This is a genomic window from Streptomyces sp. NPDC048584, from assembly GCF_043199595.1.
Taxonomy (GTDB): Bacteria; Actinomycetota; Actinomycetes; order Streptomycetales; family Streptomycetaceae; genus Streptomyces; species Streptomyces edwardsiae.
On the sequence record NZ_JBICWF010000002.1, the window covers coordinates 698,829 to 721,250 of the forward strand.

Annotated in this window: 21 protein-coding genes; 20 read left to right on the forward strand and 1 reads right to left on the reverse strand. The window is 69.4% G+C overall.

Features of this window, described 5'->3' with window-relative positions:
- Positions 1-4 precede the first annotated feature (4 nt).
- The 20 genes from thrC to ACGFR9_RS07615 all read left to right on the forward strand — a co-directional run bounded on the left by thrC (position 5) and on the right by ACGFR9_RS07615 (position 20,458).
- Positions 5-1,063 carry a threonine synthase gene (thrC, locus tag ACGFR9_RS07520; RefSeq protein ID WP_393203850.1) on the forward strand — a complete coding sequence of 353 codons (1,059 nt, stop codon included), beginning with the start codon at positions 5-7 and terminating at the stop codon, positions 1,061-1,063.
- 416 nt (positions 1,064-1,479) lie between these two features.
- Positions 1,480-2,397 (forward strand): homoserine kinase, encoded by a 918-nt coding sequence (gene thrB, locus ACGFR9_RS07525; protein ID WP_393203852.1) that lies wholly within the window; start codon positions 1,480-1,482, stop codon positions 2,395-2,397.
- Between the two features lie 420 nt (positions 2,398-2,817).
- Positions 2,818-4,971 (forward strand): transcription termination factor Rho, encoded by a 2,154-nt coding sequence (rho, locus tag ACGFR9_RS07530; RefSeq protein WP_393203853.1) that lies wholly within the window; start codon positions 2,818-2,820, stop codon positions 4,969-4,971.
- A 161-nt stretch (positions 4,972-5,132) separates the two neighbouring features.
- Positions 5,133-6,212 carry an LCP family protein gene (locus ACGFR9_RS07535; RefSeq protein WP_393203855.1) on the forward strand — a complete coding sequence of 360 codons (1,080 nt, stop codon included), beginning with the start codon at positions 5,133-5,135 and terminating at the stop codon, positions 6,210-6,212.
- A gap of 195 nt (positions 6,213-6,407) precedes the next feature.
- Entirely contained in the window at positions 6,408-6,629 is a 222-nt protein-coding gene (gene rpmE, locus ACGFR9_RS07540; protein WP_030042685.1) for a 50S ribosomal protein L31, read from the forward strand.
- Between the two features lie 106 nt (positions 6,630-6,735).
- On the forward strand, positions 6,736-7,812 hold the full coding sequence (gene prfA / locus ACGFR9_RS07545) for a peptide chain release factor 1 (protein ID WP_030223803.1): 1,077 nt from the start codon (positions 6,736-6,738) through the stop codon (positions 7,810-7,812).
- A 30-nt stretch (positions 7,813-7,842) separates the two neighbouring features.
- Positions 7,843-8,688: a peptide chain release factor N(5)-glutamine methyltransferase gene (gene prmC / locus ACGFR9_RS07550; protein WP_393203858.1), complete on the forward strand. Its 846-nt coding sequence runs from the start codon at positions 7,843-7,845 to the stop codon at positions 8,686-8,688.
- Between the two features lie 53 nt (positions 8,689-8,741).
- Positions 8,742-9,389 carry an L-threonylcarbamoyladenylate synthase gene (locus ACGFR9_RS07555; RefSeq protein WP_030223805.1) on the forward strand — a complete coding sequence of 216 codons (648 nt, stop codon included), beginning with the start codon at positions 8,742-8,744 and terminating at the stop codon, positions 9,387-9,389.
- Positions 9,386-10,063 carry a protein-tyrosine-phosphatase gene (locus ACGFR9_RS07560; protein WP_393203860.1) on the forward strand — a complete coding sequence of 226 codons (678 nt, stop codon included), beginning with the start codon at positions 9,386-9,388 and terminating at the stop codon, positions 10,061-10,063. Before ACGFR9_RS07555 ends, ACGFR9_RS07560 begins: the two co-directional genes overlap by 4 nt.
- A gap of 348 nt (positions 10,064-10,411) precedes the next feature.
- Positions 10,412-11,746, forward strand: a complete 1,335-nt coding sequence (locus ACGFR9_RS07565; RefSeq protein WP_393203862.1) for an MraY family glycosyltransferase — start codon at positions 10,412-10,414, stop codon at positions 11,744-11,746.
- 313 nt (positions 11,747-12,059) lie between these two features.
- The gene (locus ACGFR9_RS07570; protein WP_030223811.1) at positions 12,060-12,497 is read left to right on the forward strand and encodes a hypothetical protein; all 438 of its coding nucleotides are present in this window, start codon (positions 12,060-12,062) and stop codon (positions 12,495-12,497) included.
- A gap of 210 nt (positions 12,498-12,707) precedes the next feature.
- Positions 12,708-13,547, forward strand: a complete 840-nt coding sequence (gene atpB, locus ACGFR9_RS07575; protein WP_393203864.1) for a F0F1 ATP synthase subunit A — start codon at positions 12,708-12,710, stop codon at positions 13,545-13,547.
- A gap of 75 nt (positions 13,548-13,622) precedes the next feature.
- On the forward strand, positions 13,623-13,844 hold the full coding sequence (gene atpE / locus ACGFR9_RS07580) for an ATP synthase F0 subunit C (protein WP_004925497.1): 222 nt from the start codon (positions 13,623-13,625) through the stop codon (positions 13,842-13,844).
- A gap of 42 nt (positions 13,845-13,886) precedes the next feature.
- On the forward strand, positions 13,887-14,438 hold the full coding sequence (locus tag ACGFR9_RS07585) for a F0F1 ATP synthase subunit B (protein WP_030223820.1): 552 nt from the start codon (positions 13,887-13,889) through the stop codon (positions 14,436-14,438).
- Positions 14,435-15,250 (forward strand): F0F1 ATP synthase subunit delta, encoded by an 816-nt coding sequence (locus ACGFR9_RS07590; RefSeq protein ID WP_393203867.1) that lies wholly within the window; start codon positions 14,435-14,437, stop codon positions 15,248-15,250. The genes ACGFR9_RS07585 and ACGFR9_RS07590 overlap by 4 nt, the downstream gene beginning before the upstream one ends.
- A gap of 135 nt (positions 15,251-15,385) precedes the next feature.
- On the forward strand, positions 15,386-16,975 hold the full coding sequence (atpA, locus tag ACGFR9_RS07595) for a F0F1 ATP synthase subunit alpha (RefSeq protein ID WP_393203868.1): 1,590 nt from the start codon (positions 15,386-15,388) through the stop codon (positions 16,973-16,975).
- A 21-nt stretch (positions 16,976-16,996) separates the two neighbouring features.
- Positions 16,997-17,938, forward strand: coding sequence for a F0F1 ATP synthase subunit gamma (locus tag ACGFR9_RS07600; RefSeq protein WP_393203870.1), 942 nt, complete (start codon positions 16,997-16,999; stop codon positions 17,936-17,938).
- Positions 17,938-19,374: a F0F1 ATP synthase subunit beta gene (gene atpD, locus ACGFR9_RS07605; protein ID WP_030223827.1), complete on the forward strand. Its 1,437-nt coding sequence runs from the start codon at positions 17,938-17,940 to the stop codon at positions 19,372-19,374. The genes ACGFR9_RS07600 and atpD overlap by 1 nt, the downstream gene beginning before the upstream one ends.
- A gap of 131 nt (positions 19,375-19,505) precedes the next feature.
- The gene (locus ACGFR9_RS07610) at positions 19,506-19,883 is read left to right on the forward strand and encodes a F0F1 ATP synthase subunit epsilon (protein WP_030223830.1); all 378 of its coding nucleotides are present in this window, start codon (positions 19,506-19,508) and stop codon (positions 19,881-19,883) included.
- 128 nt (positions 19,884-20,011) lie between these two features.
- Entirely contained in the window at positions 20,012-20,458 is a 447-nt protein-coding gene (locus ACGFR9_RS07615) for a DUF2550 domain-containing protein (protein ID WP_393203872.1), read from the forward strand.
- Positions 20,459-20,519: 61 nt separating this feature from the next.
- Here ACGFR9_RS07615 and ACGFR9_RS07620 read toward each other — a convergent pair whose 3' ends face one another.
- The gene (locus ACGFR9_RS07620) at positions 20,520-22,343 is read right to left on the reverse strand and encodes a glycosyl hydrolase family 18 protein (RefSeq protein ID WP_393203874.1); all 1,824 of its coding nucleotides are present in this window, start codon (positions 22,341-22,343) and stop codon (positions 20,520-20,522) included.
- Positions 22,344-22,422: the final 79 nt, after the last annotated feature.

Consider the following 22,422-nt stretch of genomic DNA (forward strand, 5'->3'; position numbering starts at 1 on the left):
AGCAATGACCCACCAGTGGCGCGGAATCATCGAGGAGTACCGGGACCGGCTGCCGGTATCCGACACCACGCCGGTCGTGACGCTCCGCGAGGGCGGCACGCCGCTCGTGCCCGCGCAGGTGCTCTCCGAGCGCACGGGCTGCGAGGTGCACCTCAAGGTCGAGGGCGCGAACCCGACCGGGTCCTTCAAGGACCGCGGGATGACCATGGCCATCAGCAAGGCCAAGGAGGAGGGTGCGCAGGCCGTCATCTGCGCCTCCACCGGCAACACGTCCGCGAGCGCCGCCGCGTACGGGGTGCGCGCGGGCATGGTCTCCGCCGTACTCGTACCGCAGGGGAAGATCGCGCTCGGCAAGATGGGCCAGGCCCTGGTGCACGGCGCGAAGATCCTCCAGGTCGACGGCAACTTCGACGACTGCCTCACGCTCGCCCGCGCGCTGAGCGACAACTATCCGGTGGCGCTGGTCAATTCGGTCAACCCGGTACGGATAGAAGGCCAGAAGACCGCCGCCTTCGAGATCGTGGACATGCTGGGCGACGCCCCCGACATCCACGTCCTGCCGGTGGGCAACGCGGGCAACATCACCGCGTACTGGAAGGGGTACAAGGAGTACGCCGCCGACAAGGTCAGCACGCGGACGCCGCGCATGTGGGGGTTCCAGGCCTCCGGCAGCGCGCCGATCGTGCGCGGCGAGGTCGTCAAGGACCCGTCGACCATCGCCACCGCCATCCGCATCGGCAACCCGGCGTCGTGGGACTTCGCGCTCGCCGCGCGGGACGAGTCCGGCGGTGCCATCGACGAGGTGACGGACCGTGAGATCCTGCGCGCCTACCGGCTGTTGGCCTCCCAGGAGGGCGTCTTCGTCGAGCCCGCGTCCGCCGCGTCGGTCGCCGGTCTGCTGAAGGCGGCCGAGCAGGGCAGGGTCGACCCGGGGCAGCGGATCGTGTGCACCGTCACCGGTAACGGTCTCAAGGACCCGGACTGGGCCGTCGCCGGCGCCCCACAGCCGGACACCGTCCCCGTCGACGCCGCGACCGCCGCCCAGCGGCTCGGCCTGGTCTGAGGCGGCGACCGCCGCCCGGCGGCCCGGCCCGGTCCAGAGCCGCGACGCCGCGATATCGCGACAGGATCCGCGACTTCGTCCGCAAAACGGGCGTAAGGGTGCGCTCACCTGGGGAAGTTCCCTACAGGGGGTGCACAGGGGGCTTGCGACACGCATCGTGCGCCTCCTGTGCGCCCTATGTCGCCACGGAACCTTCCTTCGATAGGCTGTACTCAACCCGCCCGCCGCATATGCCGCGGTATCGCGGCGTCCCCGTGGTCCGGAAAGCGGCCCGGAGACGCCCGGAGAGCGGCCGGCCACCCCGGTCGGCGGCGATCCCAGGGCTTTCGTACGCCCTCGAATGTCCATCGAGTGCCACTGGACCGCCCGTCGGGTGCCATTCGACAGTCACGCAGCTCAAGGAGAGTCTTCGAGCGATGGCCGGTCCCGCCTTCCGCGCCGCCGCCGTCCGGGTGCGCGTCCCCGCCACCAGCGCCAACCTCGGCCCGGGCTTCGACGCCCTCGGCCTCGCGCTGGGTCTCTACGACGACGTCGTCGTCCGGGTGGCCGACTCCGGACTGCACATCGACATCGCCGGTGAGGGCGGCGAGACCCTCCCGCGCGACGAGAACCATCTGCTCGTACGCTCCCTGCGCACCGCCTTCGACCTGCTCGGCGGGCAGCCGCGCGGCCTGGAGATCGTCTGCGCCAACCGCATTCCGCACGGCCGCGGTCTGGGCTCCTCCTCCGCCGCCATCTGCGCCGGCATCGTCGCCGCCCGCGCCGTGACCATAGGCGCCGAGTCCCGGCTCGACGACACCGCGCTGCTCGAACTCGCCACCGAGATCGAGGGCCACCCCGACAACGTCGCGGCCTGCCTGCTCGGCGGATTCACCCTGTCCTGGATGGAGGGCGGCGCGGCCCGCGCGATCAGGATGGACCCCGACGATTCCATCGTTCCGGTGGTTTTCGTGCCCGGGAAGCCGGTCCTCACCGAGACCGCGCGCGGCCTGCTGCCGCGCACCGTGCCGCACGTCGACGCCGCCGCCAACGCGGGCCGGGCGGCCCTGCTCGTCGAGGCCCTGACCAGGCGCCCCGAGCTGCTGCTGCCCGCCACCGAGGACCGACTGCACCAGGAGTACCGCGCCCCGGCCATGCCCGAGAGCGCCGCCCTGGTGGAGCGGCTGCGGGGGGACGGGATCCCCGCGGTGATCTCCGGCGCCGGACCCACGGTCATGGCGCTGGCCGACGCGGACAGCGCCGACAAGGTCGAAGCACTGGCCGGCACCGACTGGGCCGCCAATCGGCTCGGTCTCGATGTGCGGGGCGCGAGCGTACTGCCGCTCGCCACCTGACACACGGTTGCCGGATTTGGAGAGGGGGAATGTTTGTTGGATCCGGTAGTGTTAACCTCAAGTCTGCACCCGACCCCACCATGGCGAGGTGCCTCGTGTCCCCGTCCGGGACAGACATTCTTCCGGGAGCCCCCCAAGCCGCACTCTGTTCTCTGCTACGTACGCGGGCAGTACGTCGCACGCGGACACTGAACGGCTCGACGGTGGGGGCACCCCCTCTGGGGGCGTTTCGGAGCCGGTGCGACCACGCCACGTGACACTGGATGCCACGGTTCGGGGAAGCGCCATCACCAGAAATCTCTTCCGCCGCTCAGGCGGACAACCGCCCCGGCACGGTTCGCACAGCAAGGACCGATGCCGGACAGCACAACCGGTCGCCGAGCCAGACAGGCCGACGTCCGCTCCAGGGAAGGACCCTTCGTGAGCGACACCACCGATCTGATGGGCGCACGTGTCGAGGAGACCGCTGCCGCGCCCGCCACGGACGCTTCCGCGCCTGCCACCGGTGCCGGCTCCCGGCGGCGCCGCGGTACCGGCCTCGAGGGCATGGTGCTGGCCGAGCTGCAGCAGGTCGCATCCGGCCTCGGAATCAGGGGCACCGCGCGGATGCGCAAGAGCCAGCTGATCGAGGTCATCAAGGAGGCGCAGGCCGCCGGGGGAAGCGCCCCGGCCAAGGCCGAGTCCGCCACCGAGACCAAGCCCAAGCGCCGCGCCACCTCCCGCACCCGTACGGACGAGGCGGCCGAGAAGAAGGCCGACGCCAAGAGCGAGCAGGCCCCCGCCGAGAAGACCGCGGCCCAGCAGCAGATCGAGATCCCGGGCCAGCCCTCCCCGAAGGCCTCGGGCCAGGGCGAGGAGGCCGAGGAGGCCGCGCCCGCCGAGCGCCGCCGCCGTCGCGCCACCGCCGAGGCCGGCGCCCCGTCCGCCACCGCGACCGAGACGGTCGCCGCCGAGGCGAGGACCGAGCCCAAGGCCGAGACCCCGGCCCAGCAGCAGTCGCAGCAGGGCGACCACGACGGCGGCGAGGGCCGCCGCCGCGACCGCCGTGAGCGCGGCCGCGACCGTGACCGCGGTGAGCGTGGCGACCGTGGCGGTGACCGCGGAGACCGTGGCGGTGACCGCAGCGACCGCAGCGACCGCAGCGACCGCAGCGACCGCAGCGACCGCAGCGACCGCAGCGACCGCAGCGACCGCAGCGACCGCAGCGACCGCGGTGACCGCCGTGGCAAGGGCGACGACCAGCAGCAGAGCCAGGGCGGCGGCCAGGGCCGACAGCAGAACCAGCAGGGCGGCGGCGGCCGTCAGCAGGACCGGCCGCAGCACGACGACGACGACTTCGAGGGCGGCCGCCGTGGCCGTCGCGGGCGCTACCGCGACCGCCGGGGCCGTCGTGGCCGTGACGAGATGACGTCCGAGCCGCAGATCAACGAGGACGACGTCCTGATCCCCGTCGCGGGCATCCTCGACATCCTCGACAACTACGCGTTCATCCGCACCTCCGGCTACCTGCCCGGTCCGAACGACGTGTACGTCTCCCTCGCCCAGGTCCGCAAGAACGGCCTGCGCAAGGGCGACCACCTCACCGGTGCCGTGCGCCAGCCCAAGGAGGGCGAGCGCCGCGAGAAGTTCAACGCGCTGGTGCGCCTGGACTCCGTCAACGGCATGGCGCCCGAACACGGCCGCGGCCGCCCGGAGTTCAACAAGCTGACGCCCCTGTACCCGCAGGACCGCCTCCGCCTGGAGACGGACCCGGGCGTTCTGACCACGCGCATCATCGACCTGGTCGCCCCCATCGGCAAGGGCCAGCGCGGTCTGATCGTGGCCCCGCCGAAGACCGGCAAGACCATGATCATGCAGGCGATCGCCAACGCGATCACGCACAACAACCCCGAGTGCCACCTGATGGTCGTCCTGGTCGACGAGCGTCCGGAAGAGGTCACCGACATGCAGCGGTCGGTCAAGGGCGAGGTCATCTCCTCGACCTTCGACCGCCCGGCCGAGGACCACACCACGGTCGCCGAGCTCGCCATCGAGCGCGCCAAGCGCCTGGTGGAGCTGGGCCACGACGTCGTCGTCCTGCTCGACTCGATCACGCGTCTGGGCCGTGCGTACAACCTCGCCGCCCCGGCCTCCGGCCGCATCCTGTCCGGTGGTGTCGACTCGACCGCCCTGTACCCGCCGAAGCGCTTCTTCGGTGCGGCCCGCAACATCGAGGACGGCGGTTCGCTGACCATCCTCGCCACTGCCCTGGTGGACACCGGGTCCCGCATGGACGAGGTCATCTTCGAGGAGTTCAAGGGCACCGGCAACGCCGAGCTCAAGCTCGACCGGAAGCTCGCCGACAAGCGCATCTTCCCGGCGGTGGACGTCGACGCGTCCGGTACCCGTAAGGAAGAGATCCTGCTCGGCAGCGACGAGCTGGCCATCACCTGGAAGCTGCGCCGGGTGCTGCACGCGCTCGACTCCCAGCAGGCGATCGAACTGCTCCTCGACAAGATGAAGCAGACGAAGTCGAACGCCGAGTTCCTGATGCAGATCCAGAAGACGACGCCGACGCCGGGCAACGGCGACTGACGTCGAAAGCGCACGGAAAGGGCCGCCTCCGCGAGGAAGCGGCCCTTTCGCGTGGGGCGAGACCTTCGCTCAGGCCGCCGTGCGACCCTGGCCGACGATTCCCCGTCATGTCTGGCACCGAGTGCAAAGGGGTATCCGGACGTAGATGAGCTGAGGAGCACATGGCTGCCGAGAGCACACCGGGCGACCGGGACAGAGGACGTCGGCGCAAGGGCCTGAAGGCCGCGGCCTGGGCCGCCGCCGGCATCGTCGTCCTGGGCGGCACCGGCGCCGGATATCTGTACTTCAAACTCAACGGCAACATCGCGAGCATCGACATCGACCGGTTCCTCGGCACCGACCGCCCCGAGAAGGCGGACAACGGCTCCGAGAACATCCTCGTCCTCGGCTCGGACACCCGCGCCGGCGACAACAGGAGACTCGGCGGCGGCGCCGACGAGGGGAGCGCCCGCTCCGACACCGCGATGATCGTGCACGTGTACGAGGGCCACAAGAAGGCGAGCGTGGTCTCCCTCCCGCGCGACACCGTCATCGACCGCCCCGCGTGCACCGACACCCACGGCGGCAGCCACCCCGCGGCGAACGGCGTGATGTTCAATTCCGCCTACGCCACGGGCGGGGCGCCCTGCGCGGTGAAGACCGTCGAGTCGATCACCGACCTGCGCATGGACCACTATCTGGAGGTCGACTTCACCGGCTTCCAGCAGCTGATCGACGAACTCGGCGGTGTCGAGGTCACCACCGGGGAGGACATAGACGACCCCGACAGCCATCTGCGCCTGGAGGCCGGCACCCACCGGCTCGACGGCGAACAGGCCCTGGGCCTGGTCCGCACCCGGCACGGCGTCGGCGACGGCTCCGACCTCGGCCGCATCCAGCTCCAGCAGGCCTTCGTCAAGGCCCTGCTACGGCAGGTCAAGGACGTCGGCGTCCTCACCAGCCCGAAGAAGCTCTACGACCTCGCCGACACCGCCACGAAGGCGGTCACCACCGATTCCGGCCTGGGCTCGGTGAACTCCCTGATGTCCTTCGCGACAGGCCTGAAGAACATCACCCCCGCCCACCTGGCCATGATCACGATGCCGGTCCGGTACGACCCGGCCGACCCCAACCGGGTCCTGCTGGAACAAACGAAGGCCCAGCAGGTGTGGGACGCACTGAAGAAGGACCGGCCGATCCCCGAGAGCGCCACGGAGAACACGGCCGCGGGCGAGGCAACGGGCGTGGTGAGCGCCCCCTGAGAGGCGCGGGGCCGTATCGATGTGCGGCTCCGCCGCGGGGGCGCGACAAGCCCCCACCGGCCCGCAGGGAACAAAGAACGACAACCCCCGGTTTTGGGAGAGGACCCCAGTCCTGGCAGACTGGTAAGTCGGCCCCGGTTCACGCCCCCGCACCCGCGGCAGCGACCCGGTGCCCTCCCGAACCTAGGAGACACCTTGAAGCGCGACATCCACCCCGAGTACGTCGAGACGCAGGTCAGCTGCACCTGTGGCGCGTCGTTCACCACTCGCAGCACCATCGACAGCGGCACCATCCGTGCCGAGGTCTGCTCCGAGTGCCACCCGTTCTACACGGGCAAGCAGAAGATCCTCGACACCGGTGGCCGTGTGGCCCGCTTCGAGGCCCGCTTCGGCAAGGCCGCCGGCTCCAAGAAGTAGCGAGCCCCCAATCGCCGGTCCACGGCCGTGCCCCCGACCCGGGGCAGGCCGGGACCGGCGTTTTTGGTCGCCCGCCCCTTCACCCACGTCATCGCAGGAGCCCAAGATGTTCGAGGCCGTCGAGGAACTCGTCGCCGAGCACGCCGACCTGGAGAAGAAGCTCGCCGACCCGTCGGTCCACGCCGACCAGGCCAACGCGCGCAAGCTGAACAAGCGCTACGCCGAGCTCACCCCGATCGTCGCCACGTACCGCTCCTGGAAGCAGACGGGCGACGACATCGAGACCGCGCGCGAACTGGCCGCCGAGGACCCGGACTTCGGCGCCGAGGTCAAGGAGCTGGAGCAGCGGCGCGAGGAGCTCACCGAGAAGCTCCGCCTGCTTCTCGTCCCGCGCGACCCCAGTGACGACAAGGACGTCATCCTCGAGATCAAGGCCGGCGCGGGCGGCGACGAGTCCGCCCTGTTCGCCGGCGACCTGCTGCGCATGTATCTGCGGTACGCGGAGCGTGTCGGCTGGAAGACCGAGATCATCGACGCCACCGAGTCCGAGCTGGGCGGCTACAAGGACGTCCAGGTCGCGGTGAAGACCAAGGGCGGCCAGGGCGCCACCGAGCCCGGCCAGGGCGTGTGGGCGCGGCTGAAGTACGAGGGCGGCGTGCATCGCGTGCAGCGCGTGCCGGCCACCGAGTCGCAGGGCCGTATCCACACCTCCGCCGCCGGTGTCCTGGTGACGCCCGAGGCGGAGGAGGTCGACGTGGAGATCAACCCGAACGACCTGCGCATCGACGTCTACCGGTCCTCCGGGCCCGGCGGGCAGTCCGTGAACACCACCGACTCCGCCGTGCGCATCACGCACCTGCCGACCGGAGTCGTCGCCTCCTGCCAGAACGAGAAGAGCCAGCTGCAGAACAAGGAGCAGGCCCTGCGTATCCTGCGCTCCAGGCTGCTCGCGGCGGCGCAGGAGGAGGCGGAGCGGGAGGCCGCCGACGCCCGGCGCAGCCAGGTCCGCACGGTCGACCGCTCCGAGAAGATCCGCACGTACAACTTCCCGGAGAACCGCATCTCGGACCACCGCGTCGGCTTCAAGGCGTACAACCTCGACCAGGTCCTGGACGGCGACCTCGTCGCGGTGATCCAGGCCTGTGTCGACGCGGACTCGGCCGCCAAGCTCGCCGCCGCGTAAACCCCCGCCGACAGACAGCACGGAGGACCAGTGAACCTGCTGCTCGCCGAGGTGGCCCAGGCCACCCAGCGGCTCGCCGACGCCGGCGTGCCCTCGCCGCGCACCGACGCGGAGGAGCTCGCCGCGTTCGTGCACGGCGTCAAGCGCGGCGAGCTGCACACCGTGAAGGACTCCGACTTCGACGCCCGGTACTGGGAGGTCATCGCCCGCCGTGAGGCCCGCGAGCCGCTCCAGCACATCACCGGGCGGGCGTACTTCCGCTACCTGGAGCTCCAGGTCGGACCCGGGGTGTTCGTGCCGCGGCCCGAGACGGAGTCCGTGGTCGGCTGGGCGATAGACGCCGTCCGCGCGATGGACGTCGTCGAGCCCTGCATCGTCGACCTGTGCACCGGCTCCGGCGCCATCGCGCTCGCCCTCGCCCAGGAGGTCCCGCGCTCCCGAGTGCACGCCGTTGAGCTGTCCGAGGACGCCCTGAGGTGGACGCGCAAGAACATGGAGGGGTCAAGGGTCGAACTGCGCCAGGGAGACGCCCTCGCGGCCTTCCCCGACCTCGACGGACAGGTCGACCTGGTCGTCTCCAACCCGCCGTACATCCCGCTCACCGAGTGGGAGTACGTGGCGCCGGAGGCCCGCGACTACGACCCCGACCTCGCGCTGTTCTCCGGTGAGGACGGCCTGGAGCTGATCCGTGGCCTGGAGCGCACCGCGCACCGGCTGCTGCGGCCCGGCGGGGTGGTCGTGGTCGAGCACGCGGACACCCAGGGCGGACAGGTGCCGTGGATCTTCGCCGACGAGCGGGGCTGGGCCGACGCGGCCGACCACCCCGACCTCAACAACCGCCCCCGGTTCGCCACCGCCCGTAAGGCGCTGCCGTGAGCGTCCCGCATACTTCTTCCCCCCGGCAGCACCCGTACGAGGAGGCCCGCTAAATGGCTCGCCGTTACGACACCAACGACGCGACCGACCGCACGACCGGTCTGCGTGAAGCCGCGTCCGCCGTCCGCCGGGGCGAACTCGTGGTGCTGCCGACGGACACGGTGTACGGCATCGGCGCCGACGCGTTCACCTCGGAGGCCGTCGCCGATCTGCTGGACGCCAAGGGGCGGGGCCGCAACATGCCCACTCCCGTCCTGATCGGCTCCCCGAACACCCTGCACGGCCTGGTCACCGACTTCTCGGAGCAGGCCTGGGAACTCGTCGACGCGTTCTGGCCGGGCGCGCTGACGCTGGTCGCCAAGCACCAGCCGTCGCTGCAGTGGGACCTCGGGGACACCCGGGGCACGGTCGCCGTACGGATGCCGCTGCACCCCGTCGCCATCGAACTGCTCACCGAGGTCGGGCCGATGGCCGTGTCGTCGGCGAACCTGACCGGTCACCCGGCGCCCGAGGACTGCGACGCCGCTCAGGGGATGCTCGGGGACTCCGTCTCCGTGTACCTGGACGGCGGGCCCACCCCGGGCAACGTGCCCTCCTCCATCGTCGACGTCACGCGGCCCGTGCCGGTGCTGCTGCGCGAGGGCGCGATCTCGCCCGAGGAGCTGCGCAAGGTGGTACCCGACCTCGAGGTGGCGAATTGACGGCCCCTGAGTCGGGGCGTGGCATAGGCAACGGGGAATCCAGCGCGGAGATCACGACGACCTTCGGTTTTCCGCGCGACACCTTCCGCATCCTCCACGTCAGTACCGGAAACGTGTGCCGCTCGCCGATCACCGAGCGGCTGACCCGGCATTTCGTGAGCCAGCGGCTGGGGATCCTGGGTGGCGGGCTGATCGTGGAGAGCGCGGGGACGTGGGGGCACGAGGGTGCGGCCATGGAGGCGCACGCGGAGACCGTGCTGGGGGAGTTCGGGGCGGACGCGTCCGGGTTCGTGGGGCGGGAACTGCTGGATGAGCATGTGATCCGGGCGGATCTGGTGCTGACCGCTACGCGGGATCATCGGGCGCAGGTGATCTCGATGGGGCATTCCGCGGGGTTGCGGACGTTTACGTTGAAAGAGTTCACGCGGCTGGTGAACGCGATCGATCCGGCCACCTTGCCGCCGTTGGACGAGGGGCTGGTGATGCGGGCTCGGGCGTTGGTACGGGCCGCGGCGGCTCTGCGGGGGTGGTTGTTGGCGCCGACGCTCGAGGCGGACGAGGTGTATGACCCGTACGGGGCGCCGCTGCCGTTCTTCCGGTCCATCGGGGACGAGATATTCGAGGCGCTGGATCCCGTTGTCACGGCACTGACCGGGGTGCCGGCCCGGGCTTAGGCGTTCGGATGCTGGGGTGGGCCGACAGGGCCTCCGGCGTTGTTCCGCTGTGCCCACCCGTTCCGCCCTGCGGAACGGGTGGGCACAGCGAGGCGGGCCCGGGGGCGCGCAGCGGGACGGGTGGGTGCCACAGCGGGGCGGACGCGCGCCCACAGCGGGGCGGGTGGGCAGCCCATGGCGAGGCGGGCTCGGGGGCCCGCAGCGGGGCGGACGCGCGTGCGCACAGCGACGCGGGCGAGGTTCACGGGTGGGCGTGCAACCATCGGTGGTACCCGGATGTCCTCACTCTTATGCGTGCCTCGCTAGGGTGTGGGGCTGTGATGGCCAGCGAGATCTGTGGGGAAGCCCGTGCGTGAATACCTGCTGACGCTCTGCATCACGGCCGCGGTGACGTACCTGCTGACAGGGCCGGTACGGAAGTTCGCGATCGTGGCCGGGGCGATGCCGGAGATCCGGGCACGTGACGTGCACCGGGAACCCACTCCGCGGCTCGGTGGGATCGCGATGTTCTTCGGACTGTGCGCGGGGCTGCTGGTCGCCGACCACCTCACCAATCTCACCCAGCTCTTCGAGAACTCCAACGAGCCGCGTGCGCTGCTCTCCGGGGCCGCGCTGATCTGGCTGATCGGTGTGCTGGACGACAAGTTCGAGATCGACGCGCTCATCAAACTGGGCGGCCAGATGATCGCCGCCGGCGTGATGGTCATGCAGGGTCTGACGATCCTGTGGCTGCCCATCCCGGGCGTCGGCTCGGTCGCGCTCACCCAGTGGCAGGGCACCCTGCTCACGGTCGCGCTGGTCGTGATCACCATCAACGCGGTCAACTTCGTGGACGGCCTGGACGGGCTCGCCGCCGGCATGGTGTGCATCGCGGCGGCGGCGTTCTTCCTGTACGCCTACCGCATCTGGTACTCGTACGGCATCGAGGCGGCCGCCCCGGCGACCCTGTTCTCGGTGATCCTCATGGGCATGTGCCTCGGCTTCCTGCCGCACAACATGCACCCCGCGCGGATCTTCATGGGCGACTCCGGCTCGATGCTCATCGGGCTGGTGCTCGCCGCCGGCGCGATCTCGGTGACCGGGCAGGTCGACCCGGACGCGCTGAAGCTGTTCGCCGGTTCGGAGAAGGAGGCCGTGCACCAGACGGTGCCGGTGTACATCCCGCTGCTGCTGCCGCTGACCATCATCGCGGTGCCGGCCGCCGACCTGATCCTGGCGATCGTACGGCGCACCTGGCGCGGCCAGTCGCCGTTCGCCGCGGACCGCGGCCATCTGCACCACCGGCTGCTGGAGATCGGGCACTCGCACAGCCGGGCCGTGCTGATCATGTACTTCTGGTCGGCGCTGATCGCCTTCGGCGCGCTGACGTACTCCGTGAACTCGGCGTCGATGTGGATCGTGCTGAGCGTCGTGATCCTGTCCACGCTCGGGCTCATCCTGCTTCTGCTGCCCCGCTTCACGCCCCGCGCCCCTCGCTGGGCGGAGGCGGTCGTACCGCCGCGCTACCGGCGCCGCAGGGCGGCCCTGGCGGGCGCGTCGGACGCACCGGAGGCATCGGCGGCGGAGGAACCCGAGAGCGCCGACGAGGAGCGCACCCCGGTCGCCGCGGGCGTCTCCGGCGTCAATGGCGCGACCGCGGTGGGCCCCCGCGCACGGCTGGGCGACCGGTCGCGGTCAAGGTAAGAATCCGGCTAGAGCATTGCCAAGTCGTTGGGTACTGATGGGTCTTCGTTGGGTGTAGGAACCGGCCCAATACCAGACATAAGGGCCGAGTTCTCGCTCAGACGCGCAGATTCACTCTCATGTGTGACGCCGAGCACACCAAGCAGGTAAAGACTGCATCAAATAGTTTGTGATAGCGTTCACGAGAACCCCGGACAGACCAGCTGAACCGCATTGCGACGGTTCGCAGGTGCGAGGAAATCTCTCTCCGCTCAGGGGTTTACGCTCGTCCATGACGACACACTGCCCCCCTGTGATTTGCGGAGTTGCCGCCATGCCGTCCAATGACGTCCGGATCCTGGCCCAGGCCGCCGTGCCCACGGCTGCCGCCGGCGCTGTCGCCGCCGTCGTCAGCGCGGTGGTCGCCGGTGGCAAGGGTGCGATCGGGGCGCTCGTCGCGACCGCGGTGGTCATCCTTTTCATGGGGATCGGGCTCTACGTACTTCAGCGCACCGCCAAAACGCTGCCCCACCTGTTCCAGGCCATGGGGCTGATGCTCTACGCGGCGCAGATCCTGCTGCTGTTCGTCTTCGTCGCCCTGTTCCGGGACACCACCCTGTTCCACCCCAAGGCTTTCGCTCTCACGCTGGTCGGCACCACCCTCGTGTGGATCGCCGCACAGACGCGCGCGCACATGAAGTCGAAGATCCTCTATGTCGAACCCGAGTCGACGACGGCCTCCAAGCCGGGAAACTCGGGGCACTCGTCGTGAGGGGTAGGCCCGGGATAAAGAGGCCTCGGAACTCCTGCTATCGTCCGGTGCCAACTGCGGCATCGCGGGCGCGGGCATCCGAGCCGGCGCCTGGCCGATCGCGAGGCGTAACGCCCCCCGGCCGCCCCCACATCCGTAACACCAGTCCCGTGCCGAACTGCGGCCCCGCGCCGCGCCGACACAACGAGGTTGCCGTACCTATGCGCCACGATGAAGGAGCCCGCGGTGAGTGCTGACCCGACGCAGGTGCTCGCCTTCGAGACCGACTGCCACCTGTTCGACGGTTGTGGCTTCCCGGCTCCGGGCCTGCACTCGTTCCTCTTCGAACCGCTCTGGGGCGACGCAGACGGCAACGGCCTGTACTTCAACAAGCCGATGCTCCTCGCGCTGCTCGGCTCCATCATCGTCGTGGGCTTCTTCTGGGCCGCTTTCGCCAAGCCCAGGCTCGTCCCCGGCAAGCTCCAGATGGTCGCCGAGGCCGGCTACGACTTCGTCCGTACCGGCATCGTGTACCAGACACTCGGCAAGCGCGAGGGCGAGAAGTACGTTCCGCTCGCCGTCTCCCTGTTCTTCTTCGTCTGGATGATGAACCTCTGGTCGATCATCCCCGTCGCCGCCTTCCCGGTGACGTCGATCATCGCCTACCCGCTGGTCCTGGCCCTGATCGTCTACATCACCTGGGTCTCGCTCACCTTCAAGCGGCACGGCTTCGTCGGCTTCTTCAAGAACGTCACCGGCTACGACAAGTCCCTCGGCGCGGTCCTCCCGCTGTCGATGACCATCGAGTTCTTCTCGAACCTGCTGGTCCGCCCGTTCACCCACGCCGTGCGACTCTTCGCGAACATGTTCGCGGGCCACACCCTGCTGCTGCTCTTCACGATCGCCAGCTGGTACATGCTCAACGGGATCGGCATCGCCTTCTCCGCCGTCTCGTTCGGCATGGTCATCGTCATGACGCTCTTCGAGCTCTTCATCCAGGCCGTGCAGGCGTACGTCTTCGTCCTGCTCACCTGCACGTACATCCAGGGCGCGCTCGCCGAGCACCACTGAGCGCCCCCGGTTTCCACCCCCATAGTCGTCCGGTGGCCAACCCCCACCGGTCCGTAAAGAGAAGGAAGAACTGGCATGTCCAACCTTGCTGCTGTCACGGGTGACCTCGGTTCCGTCGGTTACGGTCTCGCGGCCATCGGTCCGGGCGTCGGCGTTGGCATCATCTTCGGTAACGGCACCCAGGCTCTCGCCCGCCAGCCCGAGGCCGCCGGCCTGATCCGCGCCAACCAGATCCTGGGCTTCGCCTTCTGTGAGGCGCTCGCCCTGATCGGTCTCGTCATGCCGTTCGTCTACTAAGACGAGCACTGACGACCGACCCTTTCGACGAAAGGCACTGATGTGAACTCCGCCCTGGTTTTCCTGGCGGCTGAGGGCGAGAAGGAGAATCCCCTCATCCCGCCGTGGCCGGAAGTTGTCATCGGCCTCATCGCTTTCGTCATCGTCTTCGGTTTCCTCGCGAAGAAGCTCCTTCCGACCATCAACAAGGTCCTGGAAGAGCGTCGCGAGGCCATCGAGGGCGGTATCGAGAAGGCCGAGGCCGCTCAGACCGAGGCCCAGAGCGTCCTTGAGCAGTACAAGGCTCAGCTCGCCGAAGCCCGGCACGAGGCCGCGCGTCTGCGCCAGGAGGCGCAGGAGCAGGGTGCGACGCTCATCGCCGAGATGCGGGCCGAGGGCCAGCGTCAGCGCGAGGAGATCATCGCCGCCGGGCACGCGCAGATCGAGGCCGACCGCAAGGCCGCCGCGTCCGCGCTGCGTCAGGACGTCGGCACGCTGGCCACCACCCTGGCCGGCAAGCTTGTCGGGGAGTCCCTCGAGGACCACGCCCGGCAGAGCCGTGTGATCGACCGCTTCCTCGACGAGCTCGACCAGAAGGCCGAGGCCGCGCGATGAACGGAGCGAGCCGCGAGGCCCTGGCAGCCGCACGCGAGCGTCTCGACGCGCTGACGGACTCCACGTCCGTGGACGCCGGCTCGCTCGCCGACGAGCTGGCCGCCGTCACCGCGCTGCTCCACCGCGAGGTGTCGCTGCGTCGGGTCCTCACCGACCCGGCGCAGGCCGGTGAGGCCAAGGCCGACCTGGCCCGGCGCCTGCTCGGCTCGCAGGTCGGCGGCCCGACCGCCGACCTCGTGTCCGGCATGGTGCGCTCCCGCTGGTCGCAGTCGCGCGACCTGGTGGACGCGCTCGAGGAACTGGCCGCCGTGGCCGACCTCACCGCCGCCCAGCGGGCCGGCGCGCTCGACGACGTCGAGGACGAGCTGTTCCGGTTCGGCCGGATCGTCTCCTCCAACACCGAGCTGCGGGCCGCGCTGACCAACCGGAGCGCCACCGCCTCCGCCAAGAGCGAGCTGCTGGGCAGCCTGCTCGGCGGCAGGGCGGCCGCCGCCACCGAGCGTCTGGTCACGCGTCTCGTGACCGTGCCCCGGGGACGTAGCCTGGAGTCGGGACTCGAGTCCCTGTCCAAGCTCGCCGCCGAGCGCCGGGACCGCACGGTGGCCGTCGTCACCTCGGCGGTACCGCTGAGCGACCGGCAGAAGCAGCGCCTGGGCGACGCCCTCGCGAAGCTCTACGGCCGCCGTATGCACCTCAACCTCGACGTCGACCCCGCGGTCGTCGGCGGGATCCGGGTGCAGGTCGGCGACGAGGTCATCAACGGGTCCCTCGCGGACCGGCTCGAGGACGCGAGCCGTCGGCTGGCCGGCTGAGCAGCACAATTCTTCATAGGCAACAAGCAGTTACGGCCCTGGTTGGGCCGTGCAGAGGATTCACCTCATATTGGGGGGAGTCCCCATACCCCCCAAGTGAAACTTCGGGCCCAACAAGGAGAGCAGGGAACTCAGATGGCGGAGCTCACGATCCGGCCGGAGGAGATCCGGGACGCGCTGGAGAACTTCGTCCAGTCGTACAAGCCGGACGCGGCCTCGCGCGAGGAGGTCGGTACGGTCACCGTTGCCGGCGACGGCATCGCGAAGGTCGAGGGCCTGCCCTCGGCCATGGCCAACGAGCTGCTGAAGTTCGAGGACGGCACCCTCGGCCTCGCCCTCAACCTCGAGGAGCGCGAGATCGGTGCCGTCGTCCTCGGTGAGTTCAGCGGTATCGAGGAGGGTCAGCCGGTCACCCGCACCGGCGAGGTGCTGTCCGTCGCCGTCGGCGAGGGCTACCTCGGCCGCGTGGTCGACCCGCTCGGCAACCCGATCGACGGCCTCGGCGAGATCGAGACGGAGGGCCGCCGCGCCCTCGAACTGCAGGCCCCCACGGTCATGCAGCGCAAGTCGGTGCACGAGCCGATGGAGACGGGCTACAAGGCCGTCGACGCCATGACCCCGATCGGCCGTGGTCAGCGCCAGCTGATCATCGGCGACCGCCAGACCGGCAAGACCGCCCTGGCCGTCGACACGATCATCAACCAGCGTGACAACTGGCGCACCGGCGACCCGAAGAAGCAGGTCCGCTGCATCTACGTCGCCATCGGCCAGAAGGGCTCCACCATCGCGTCGGTCCGCCGCGCGCTGGAGGAGAACGGCGCGCTGGAGTACACGACCATCGTCGCCGCCCCGGCGTCCGACCCGGCCGGCTTCAAGTACCTGGCGCCGTACACCGGTTCCGCCATCGGTCAGCAGTGGATGTACGACGGCAAGCACGTCCTGATCATCTTCGACGACCTGTCGAAGCAGGCCGACGCCTACCGCGCCGTCTCGCTGCTGCTGCGCCGCCCGCCGGGCCGTGAGGCCTACCCGGGTGACGTCTTCTACCTGCACTCCCGGCTGCTGGAGCGCTGCGCCAAGCTCTCCGACGCCGAGGGCGCCGGCTCGATGACCGGTCTGCCGATCGTCGAGACCAAGGCCAACGACGTGTCGGCGTTCATCCCGACCAACGTCATCTCCATCACCGACGGCCAGTGCTTCCTGGAGTCGGACCTGTTCAACGCCGGTCAGCGCCCCGCGCTGAACGTCGGCATCTCCGTCTCCCGAGTCGGTGGTTCCGCGCAGCACAAGGCGATGCGCCAGGTCTCCGGCCGTCTGCGCGTGGACCTCGCCCAGTTCCGTGAGCTGGAGGCGTTCGCCGCCTTCGGTTCCGACCTGGACGCCGCGTCGAAGGCACAGCTCGAGCGCGGTCAGCGCATGGTCGAGCTGCTGAAGCAGAACCAGTACGAGCCGATGGCCACCGAGGACCAGGTCGTCTCGGTCTGGGCCGGTACCACGGGCCGTATGGACGACGTGCCGGTCGAGGACATCCGCCGCTTCGAGAAGGAGCTCCTTGAGCACCTGCACCGCAAGGAGCAGGGCCTGATGACCTCCATCAAGGAGGGCGCCAAGATGTCCGACGACACGATCCAGGCCATCGCCGACGCCGTGGCGGAGTTCAAGAAGCAGTTCGAGACGAGCGACGGCAAGCTGCTCGGCGAGGACGCCCCGTCCGCCGCCAAGTGACGTAAGGAAGGGACCTGACTCATGGGAGCCCAGCTCCGGGTCTACAAGCGTCGCATCCGATCCGTCACCGCGACCAAGAAGATCACCAAGGCGATGGAGATGATCGCCGCCTCGCGCGTCGTCAAGGCGCAGCGCAAGGTGGCGGCCTCCACGCCGTACGCGCGGGAGCTCACCCGCGCGGTCACGGCGGTCGGAACCGGGTCGAACACCAAGCACCCGCTGACCACGGAGGCGGACAACCCGACCCGTGCCGCGGTCCTGCTCCTCACGAGCGACCGCGGTCTGGCCGGCGCCTTCAACTCCAACGCCATCAAGGCGGCGGAGCGGCTGACCGAGCGCCTGGAGCGCGAGGGCAGGCAGGTCGACACGTACATCGTCGGCCGGCGCGGTGTCGCCCACTACAACTTCCGTGAGCGCAAGATCGCGGAGACGTTCACGGGCTTCACCGACGAGCCCTCGTACGCGGACGCCAAGAAGGTCGCGGCCCCGCTGATCGAGGCCATCGAGAAGGACACGGCGGACGGCGGCGTGGATGAACTCCACATCGTCTACACCGAGTTCGTCTCGATGATGACGCAGACGGCGGTCGATCCCCGGCTGCTTCCGCTGCGCCTCGAAGAGGTTGCGGAGGCAGGGACATCAGCGGCTGACGCCGCGGGGTCCACCAAGGGCGAGATCCTTCCGCTGTACGACTTCGAGCCGTCGGCGGAGGACGTCCTCGACGCCCTGCTGCCGCGCTACGTGGAGAGCCGCATCTACAACGCGCTGCTCCAGTCGGCCGCTTCGAAGCACGCCGCCACTCGGCGCGCGATGAAGTCGGCGACCGACAACGCGGGCGAGCTGATCAACACGCTCTCCCGTCTTGCCAACGCGGCCCGCCAGGCCGAAATCACCCAGGAAATCAGCGAGATCGTCGGTGGCGCCAGTGCCCTGGCCGACGCGAACGCGGGGAGTGACAACTAATGACCACCGCTGTTGAGACCGCGACGGCCACGGGCCGCGTCGCCCGGGTCATCGGCCCGGTCGTCGACGTGGAGTTCCCCGTCGACGCGATGCCGGAGATTTACAACGCGCTGCACGTCCAGGTGGCCGACCCGGCCAACGAGGGCGAGCTCAAGACGCTCACCCTCGAGGTCGCCCAGCACCTGGGTGACGGACTGGTCCGCACCATCTCCATGCAGCCCACCGACGGCCTGGTCCGCCAGGCCCCGGTGACCGACACGGGTTCCTCCATCTCCGTGCCGGTCGGCGACTTCACCACCGGCAAGGTGTTCAACACCCTCGGTGAGGTGCTGAACGTCGACGAGCAGTACACCGGCGAGCGCTGGCCGATCCACCGCAAGGCGCCGAACTTCGACGAGCTCGAGTCGAAGACCGAGATGTTCGAGACCGGCGTCAAGGTCATCGACCTGCTGACCCCGTACGTCAAGGGCGGCAAGATCGGCCTGTTCGGCGGCGCCGGCGTCGGCAAGACGGTGCTCATCCAGGAGATGATCTACCGCGTCGCCAACAACCACGACGGTGTGTCGGTGTTCGCCGGTGTCGGTGAGCGCACCCGTGAGGGCAACGACCTCATCGACGAGATGAGCGAGAGCGGTGTCATCGACAAGACCGCCCTCGTCTTCGGCCAGATGGACGAGCCCCCGGGCACCCGTCTGCGCGTGGCCCTGGCCGGTCTGACCATGGCGGAGTACTTCCGCGATGTACAGAAGCAGGACGTGCTGTTCTTCATCGACAACATCTTCCGCTTCACCCAGGCCGGTTCCGAGGTGTCGACCCTGCTCGGCCGTATGCCCTCCGCGGTGGGCTACCAGCCGAACCTGGCCGACGAGATGGGTCTCCTCCAGGAGCGCATCACCTCGACCCGTGGTCACTCGATCACCTCGATGCAGGCGATCTACGTCCCCGCGGACGACCTGACCGACCCGGCGCCTGCCACCACCTTCGCCCACCTCGACGCGACGACGGTGCTCTCCCGTCCGATCTCGGAGAAGGGCATCTACCCGGCCGTGGACCCGCTGGACTCGACGTCCCGCATCCTCGACCCGCGGTACATCGCGGCGGACCACTACAACGCCGCGATGCGCGTGAAGAACATCCTGCAGAAGTACAAGGACCTGCAGGACATCATCGCGATCCTCGGTATCGACGAACTCGGCGAAGAGGACAAGCTCGTCGTCCAGCGTGCCCGTCGCGTGGAGCGCTTCCTGTCCCAGAACACCCACGTCGCCAAGCAGTTCACCGGCGTCGACGGGTCGGACGTCCCGCTGGACGAGTCGATCGCGGCCTTCAACGCGATCTGCGACGGCGAGTACGACCACTTCCCGGAGCAGGCGTTCTTCATGTGCGGTGGCATCGAGGACCTGAAGAAGAACGCCAAGGAGCTGGGCGTCTTCTGAGCATCAGGCTCACCGTGAACCCCTGAGGTTCACACCTGAGGGGGCGGGCGCGTCCCGCCCCCTCATGCACGCCCCTTAGACTTGTAACCAACACCCGGCCGAACCGCCGGGTGGTGACCCGAGGAGCCACCTTGGCTGCTGAGCTGCACGTCGCGCTGGTCGCGGCCGACCGAGAGGTCTGGTCCGGCGAGGCCACCCTGGTCGTCGCGCGCACCACGTCCGGCGACATCGGCGTCATGCCCGGTCACCAGCCGCTGCTCGGTGTGCTGGAGTCGGGCCCGGTGACCATTCGTACGAGCGAGGGCGGGACGGTCGTCGCCGCGGTGCACGGCGGTTTCGTCTCGTTCGCGGACAACAAGCTGTCGCTGCTGGCGGAGGTCGCCGAGTTGTCGGACGAGATCGACGTCCAGAGCGCGGAGCAGGAACTCGCCCGCGCGAAGGCGGAGGACGACGCGGAGGCCCAGCGCCGCGCGGACGTCCGTCTGCGGGCGGCGTCGGCAGGGCGCTGATACCGGCGCGGTGGGATGACGTCACTCAGCCGCGGCCGGCACCGGAGCGATCCGGAGCCGGTCGCGGCTGAGGCAGATCTGGATGATTTTTCCGTTCCGTTACCTAGGAGACGAGGAGGTCGGTGCCGATGGTCCTCGCTCTGACTGTGTGCGGAATCGTGGTGGCCCTCGTGGTGGTGGGACTCTTCGTCTTCGGCCTGCGCCGCCGCCTCATCCAGCGGTCCGGCGGTACGTTCGACTGCAGCCTGCGCTGGGCGGTCCCCGAGTCGGGTGACCCCGGCGGCAAGGGCTGGGCGTACGGGGTGGCGCGCTACAACGGTGACCGGGTCGAGTGGTTCCGGGTGTTCTCGTACGCTCCCCGCCCGCGCCGCGTGCTGGAGCGTTCCGCGATCGAGGTGGCCGGCCGTCGTCTTCCCGAGGGCGAGGAGGAGCTGGCGCTGCTGTCGGACTCGGTGATCCTCGTCTGTCTGCACCGGGGCACGCGACTCGAACTCGCGATGAGCGAGGACGCGCTGACCGGTTTCCTCGCGTGGCTCGAGGCGGCCCCGCCCGGCCAGAGGGTGAACGTGGCGTAGCCGCGTACACCCTCCCCCGGACGAGTCCGGAGGAGGGTGGGTGTCGCGTACCGCGTGAGGGTTACTTCAGGCCGTTGTTGATGGCCGTCACCAGTTCGCCGTTCGTGGTGTCGCCGCTGAACTCCCAGAAGAAGGCGCCGCCGAGGCCCTGGTTCTTGGCCCAGGACATCTTGCCGGCGATCGTCGACGGGGTGTCGTAGGACCACCAGTTGTTGCCGCAGTGCGCGTACGCCGTGCCCGCGATGGTGCCGTTGGCCGGGCAGGTGTTCTTCAGGACCTTGTAGTCCTCGATACCGGCCTCGTAGGTGCCCGGGGCCGCTCCGGTCGCCGTGCCGCCGGGGGCGGACTGGGTGACACCGGTCCAGCCGCGGCCGTAGAAGCCGATGCCGAGCAGCAGCTTGGCGGACGGGACGCCCTTCGACTTCAGCTTGGCGATCGCGTCGGCCGAGTTGAAGCCGGCCTGCGGGATGCCGCTGTACGAGGTGAGCGGCGAGTGCGGGGCCGTCGGACCCTGCGCGTTGAAGGCGCCGAAGTAGTCGTACGTCATCACGTTGTACCAGTCGAGGTACTGCGAGGCGCCGCCGTAGTCGGCCGCGTCGATCTTGCCGCCGTTGGAGCCGTCCGCGGTGATGGCGGCGGTGACCAGGTAGTTCTGGCCGAACTCGGAGCGCAGGGCCTGCGTGAGGTTCTTCAAGGCCGCCGGGCCGCTGCTGTCACAGGTGAGACCGCAGGCGTTCGGGTACTCCCAGTCGATGTCGATGCCGTCGAAGACATCGGCCCAGCGCGGGTCCTCCACGACCTGCTTGCAGGACTTGGCGAACGCGGCCGGGTTCTGTGCCGCCTGGCCGAAGCCGCCGGAGTAGGTCCAGCCGCCGAAGGAGTACAGCACCTTGATGTGCGGGTACTTGGCCTTCAGCTGGCGCAGCTGGTTGAAGTTGCCGCGCAGCGGCTGGTCCCAGGTGTCCGCGGTGCCGCTGACGGACTGGTCGGCGGTGTAGGCCTTGTCGTAGGCGGCGTAGGTGTCGTCGACGACGCACTGGCCGTTCTTGACGTTGCCGAACGCGTAGTTGATGTGCGTGATCTTGGCGGCGGAGCCGGACGTCACCAGGTTCTTGACGTGGTAGTTGCGGCCGTAGACGCCCCACTCGGTGAAGTAGCCGAGCTTGACCTTGTCGCCGGTGGGCGGCGGCTCCTCGGTGTTGCCGGTGGTGCGGACCTTGACCGCGCCGCTGGCCGGGCCGGTCTGGTCGCCGGTGTCACGGGCGCGCACGGTGTACGAGTAGTCGGTGCCCTTGCTGAGGCCGGTGTCCGTGTACGAGGTACCGGTCACGGTGGCGACCGTGGCGCCGTCGCGCAGGACGTCGTAGTTCTTGATGCCCTTGTCGTCGGTCGCCGCCGACCAGGACAGCTTCACCGAGGTGTCGGTGACACCGGAGGCGCTGGGCGTGCCGGGCGCGGAGGGCGCGTTGTCGCCGGGGACGGAGGAGCCGTCGCAGCTGCCGCCGTTGAGCTTGCAGCCGGAGGGGGAGCCCGCACCGCTGCCGTTGAAGCCGAAGGAGACCGACGCGCCGGGGGCGAGGGTGCCGTTCCAGCCGACGTTCTTGGCGGTCCAGTGGTCACCGGAGCTGGTGACGGTGGCGTCCCACGCGGAGGTGACCTTGGTGCCGGAGGGGAAGTCCCATTCGACGGTCCAGGAGCTGAGGGCGGTGGTGCCGGTGTTCTTCACCGTCCACTTGCCCTCGAAGCCCGAGCCCCAGTCCTGGGTCTTGGCGTAGGTGGCGGTCGCCGAGGTCGCGGCCTCGGCCGGGCTCGCGAGGCCGACGAGGCCGGCGAAGGGAAGCAGCAGGGTCGCGAACCCTGCGGCGGCTCTGTGTCTGAAGCGCATGCTGCGCCTCCTTATGGGGGAGAAGCCGTCGGGGGTGTGACTGAGCCATCACACCCGCAGTGCCGTGAGAATAGAAAGG

Coding starts and splice junctions, on each gene's coding strand:
- thrB (WP_393203852.1), top strand. CDS start 1,480: ATGGCCGGTCCCGCCTTCCGCGCCGCCGCCGTCCGGGTGCGCGTCCCC.
- ACGFR9_RS07620 (WP_393203874.1), bottom strand. CDS start 22,343: ATGCGCTTCAGACACAGAGCCGCCGCAGGGTTCGCGACCCTGCTGCTT.
- atpE (WP_004925497.1), top strand. CDS start 13,623: ATGTCCAACCTTGCTGCTGTCACGGGTGACCTCGGTTCCGTCGGTTAC.
- ACGFR9_RS07600 (WP_393203870.1), top strand. CDS start 16,997: ATGGGAGCCCAGCTCCGGGTCTACAAGCGTCGCATCCGATCCGTCACC.
- ACGFR9_RS07615 (WP_393203872.1), top strand. CDS start 20,012: ATGGTCCTCGCTCTGACTGTGTGCGGAATCGTGGTGGCCCTCGTGGTG.
- atpB (WP_393203864.1), top strand. CDS start 12,708: ATGAAGGAGCCCGCGGTGAGTGCTGACCCGACGCAGGTGCTCGCCTTC.
- ACGFR9_RS07535 (WP_393203855.1), top strand. CDS start 5,133: ATGGCTGCCGAGAGCACACCGGGCGACCGGGACAGAGGACGTCGGCGC.
- atpA (WP_393203868.1), top strand. CDS start 15,386: ATGGCGGAGCTCACGATCCGGCCGGAGGAGATCCGGGACGCGCTGGAG.
- atpD (WP_030223827.1), top strand. CDS start 17,938: ATGACCACCGCTGTTGAGACCGCGACGGCCACGGGCCGCGTCGCCCGG.
- ACGFR9_RS07555 (WP_030223805.1), top strand. CDS start 8,742: ATGGCTCGCCGTTACGACACCAACGACGCGACCGACCGCACGACCGGT.
- ACGFR9_RS07570 (WP_030223811.1), top strand. CDS start 12,060: ATGCCGTCCAATGACGTCCGGATCCTGGCCCAGGCCGCCGTGCCCACG.
- thrC (WP_393203850.1), top strand. CDS start 5: ATGACCCACCAGTGGCGCGGAATCATCGAGGAGTACCGGGACCGGCTG.
- prfA (WP_030223803.1), top strand. CDS start 6,736: ATGTTCGAGGCCGTCGAGGAACTCGTCGCCGAGCACGCCGACCTGGAG.
- ACGFR9_RS07590 (WP_393203867.1), top strand. CDS start 14,435: ATGAACGGAGCGAGCCGCGAGGCCCTGGCAGCCGCACGCGAGCGTCTC.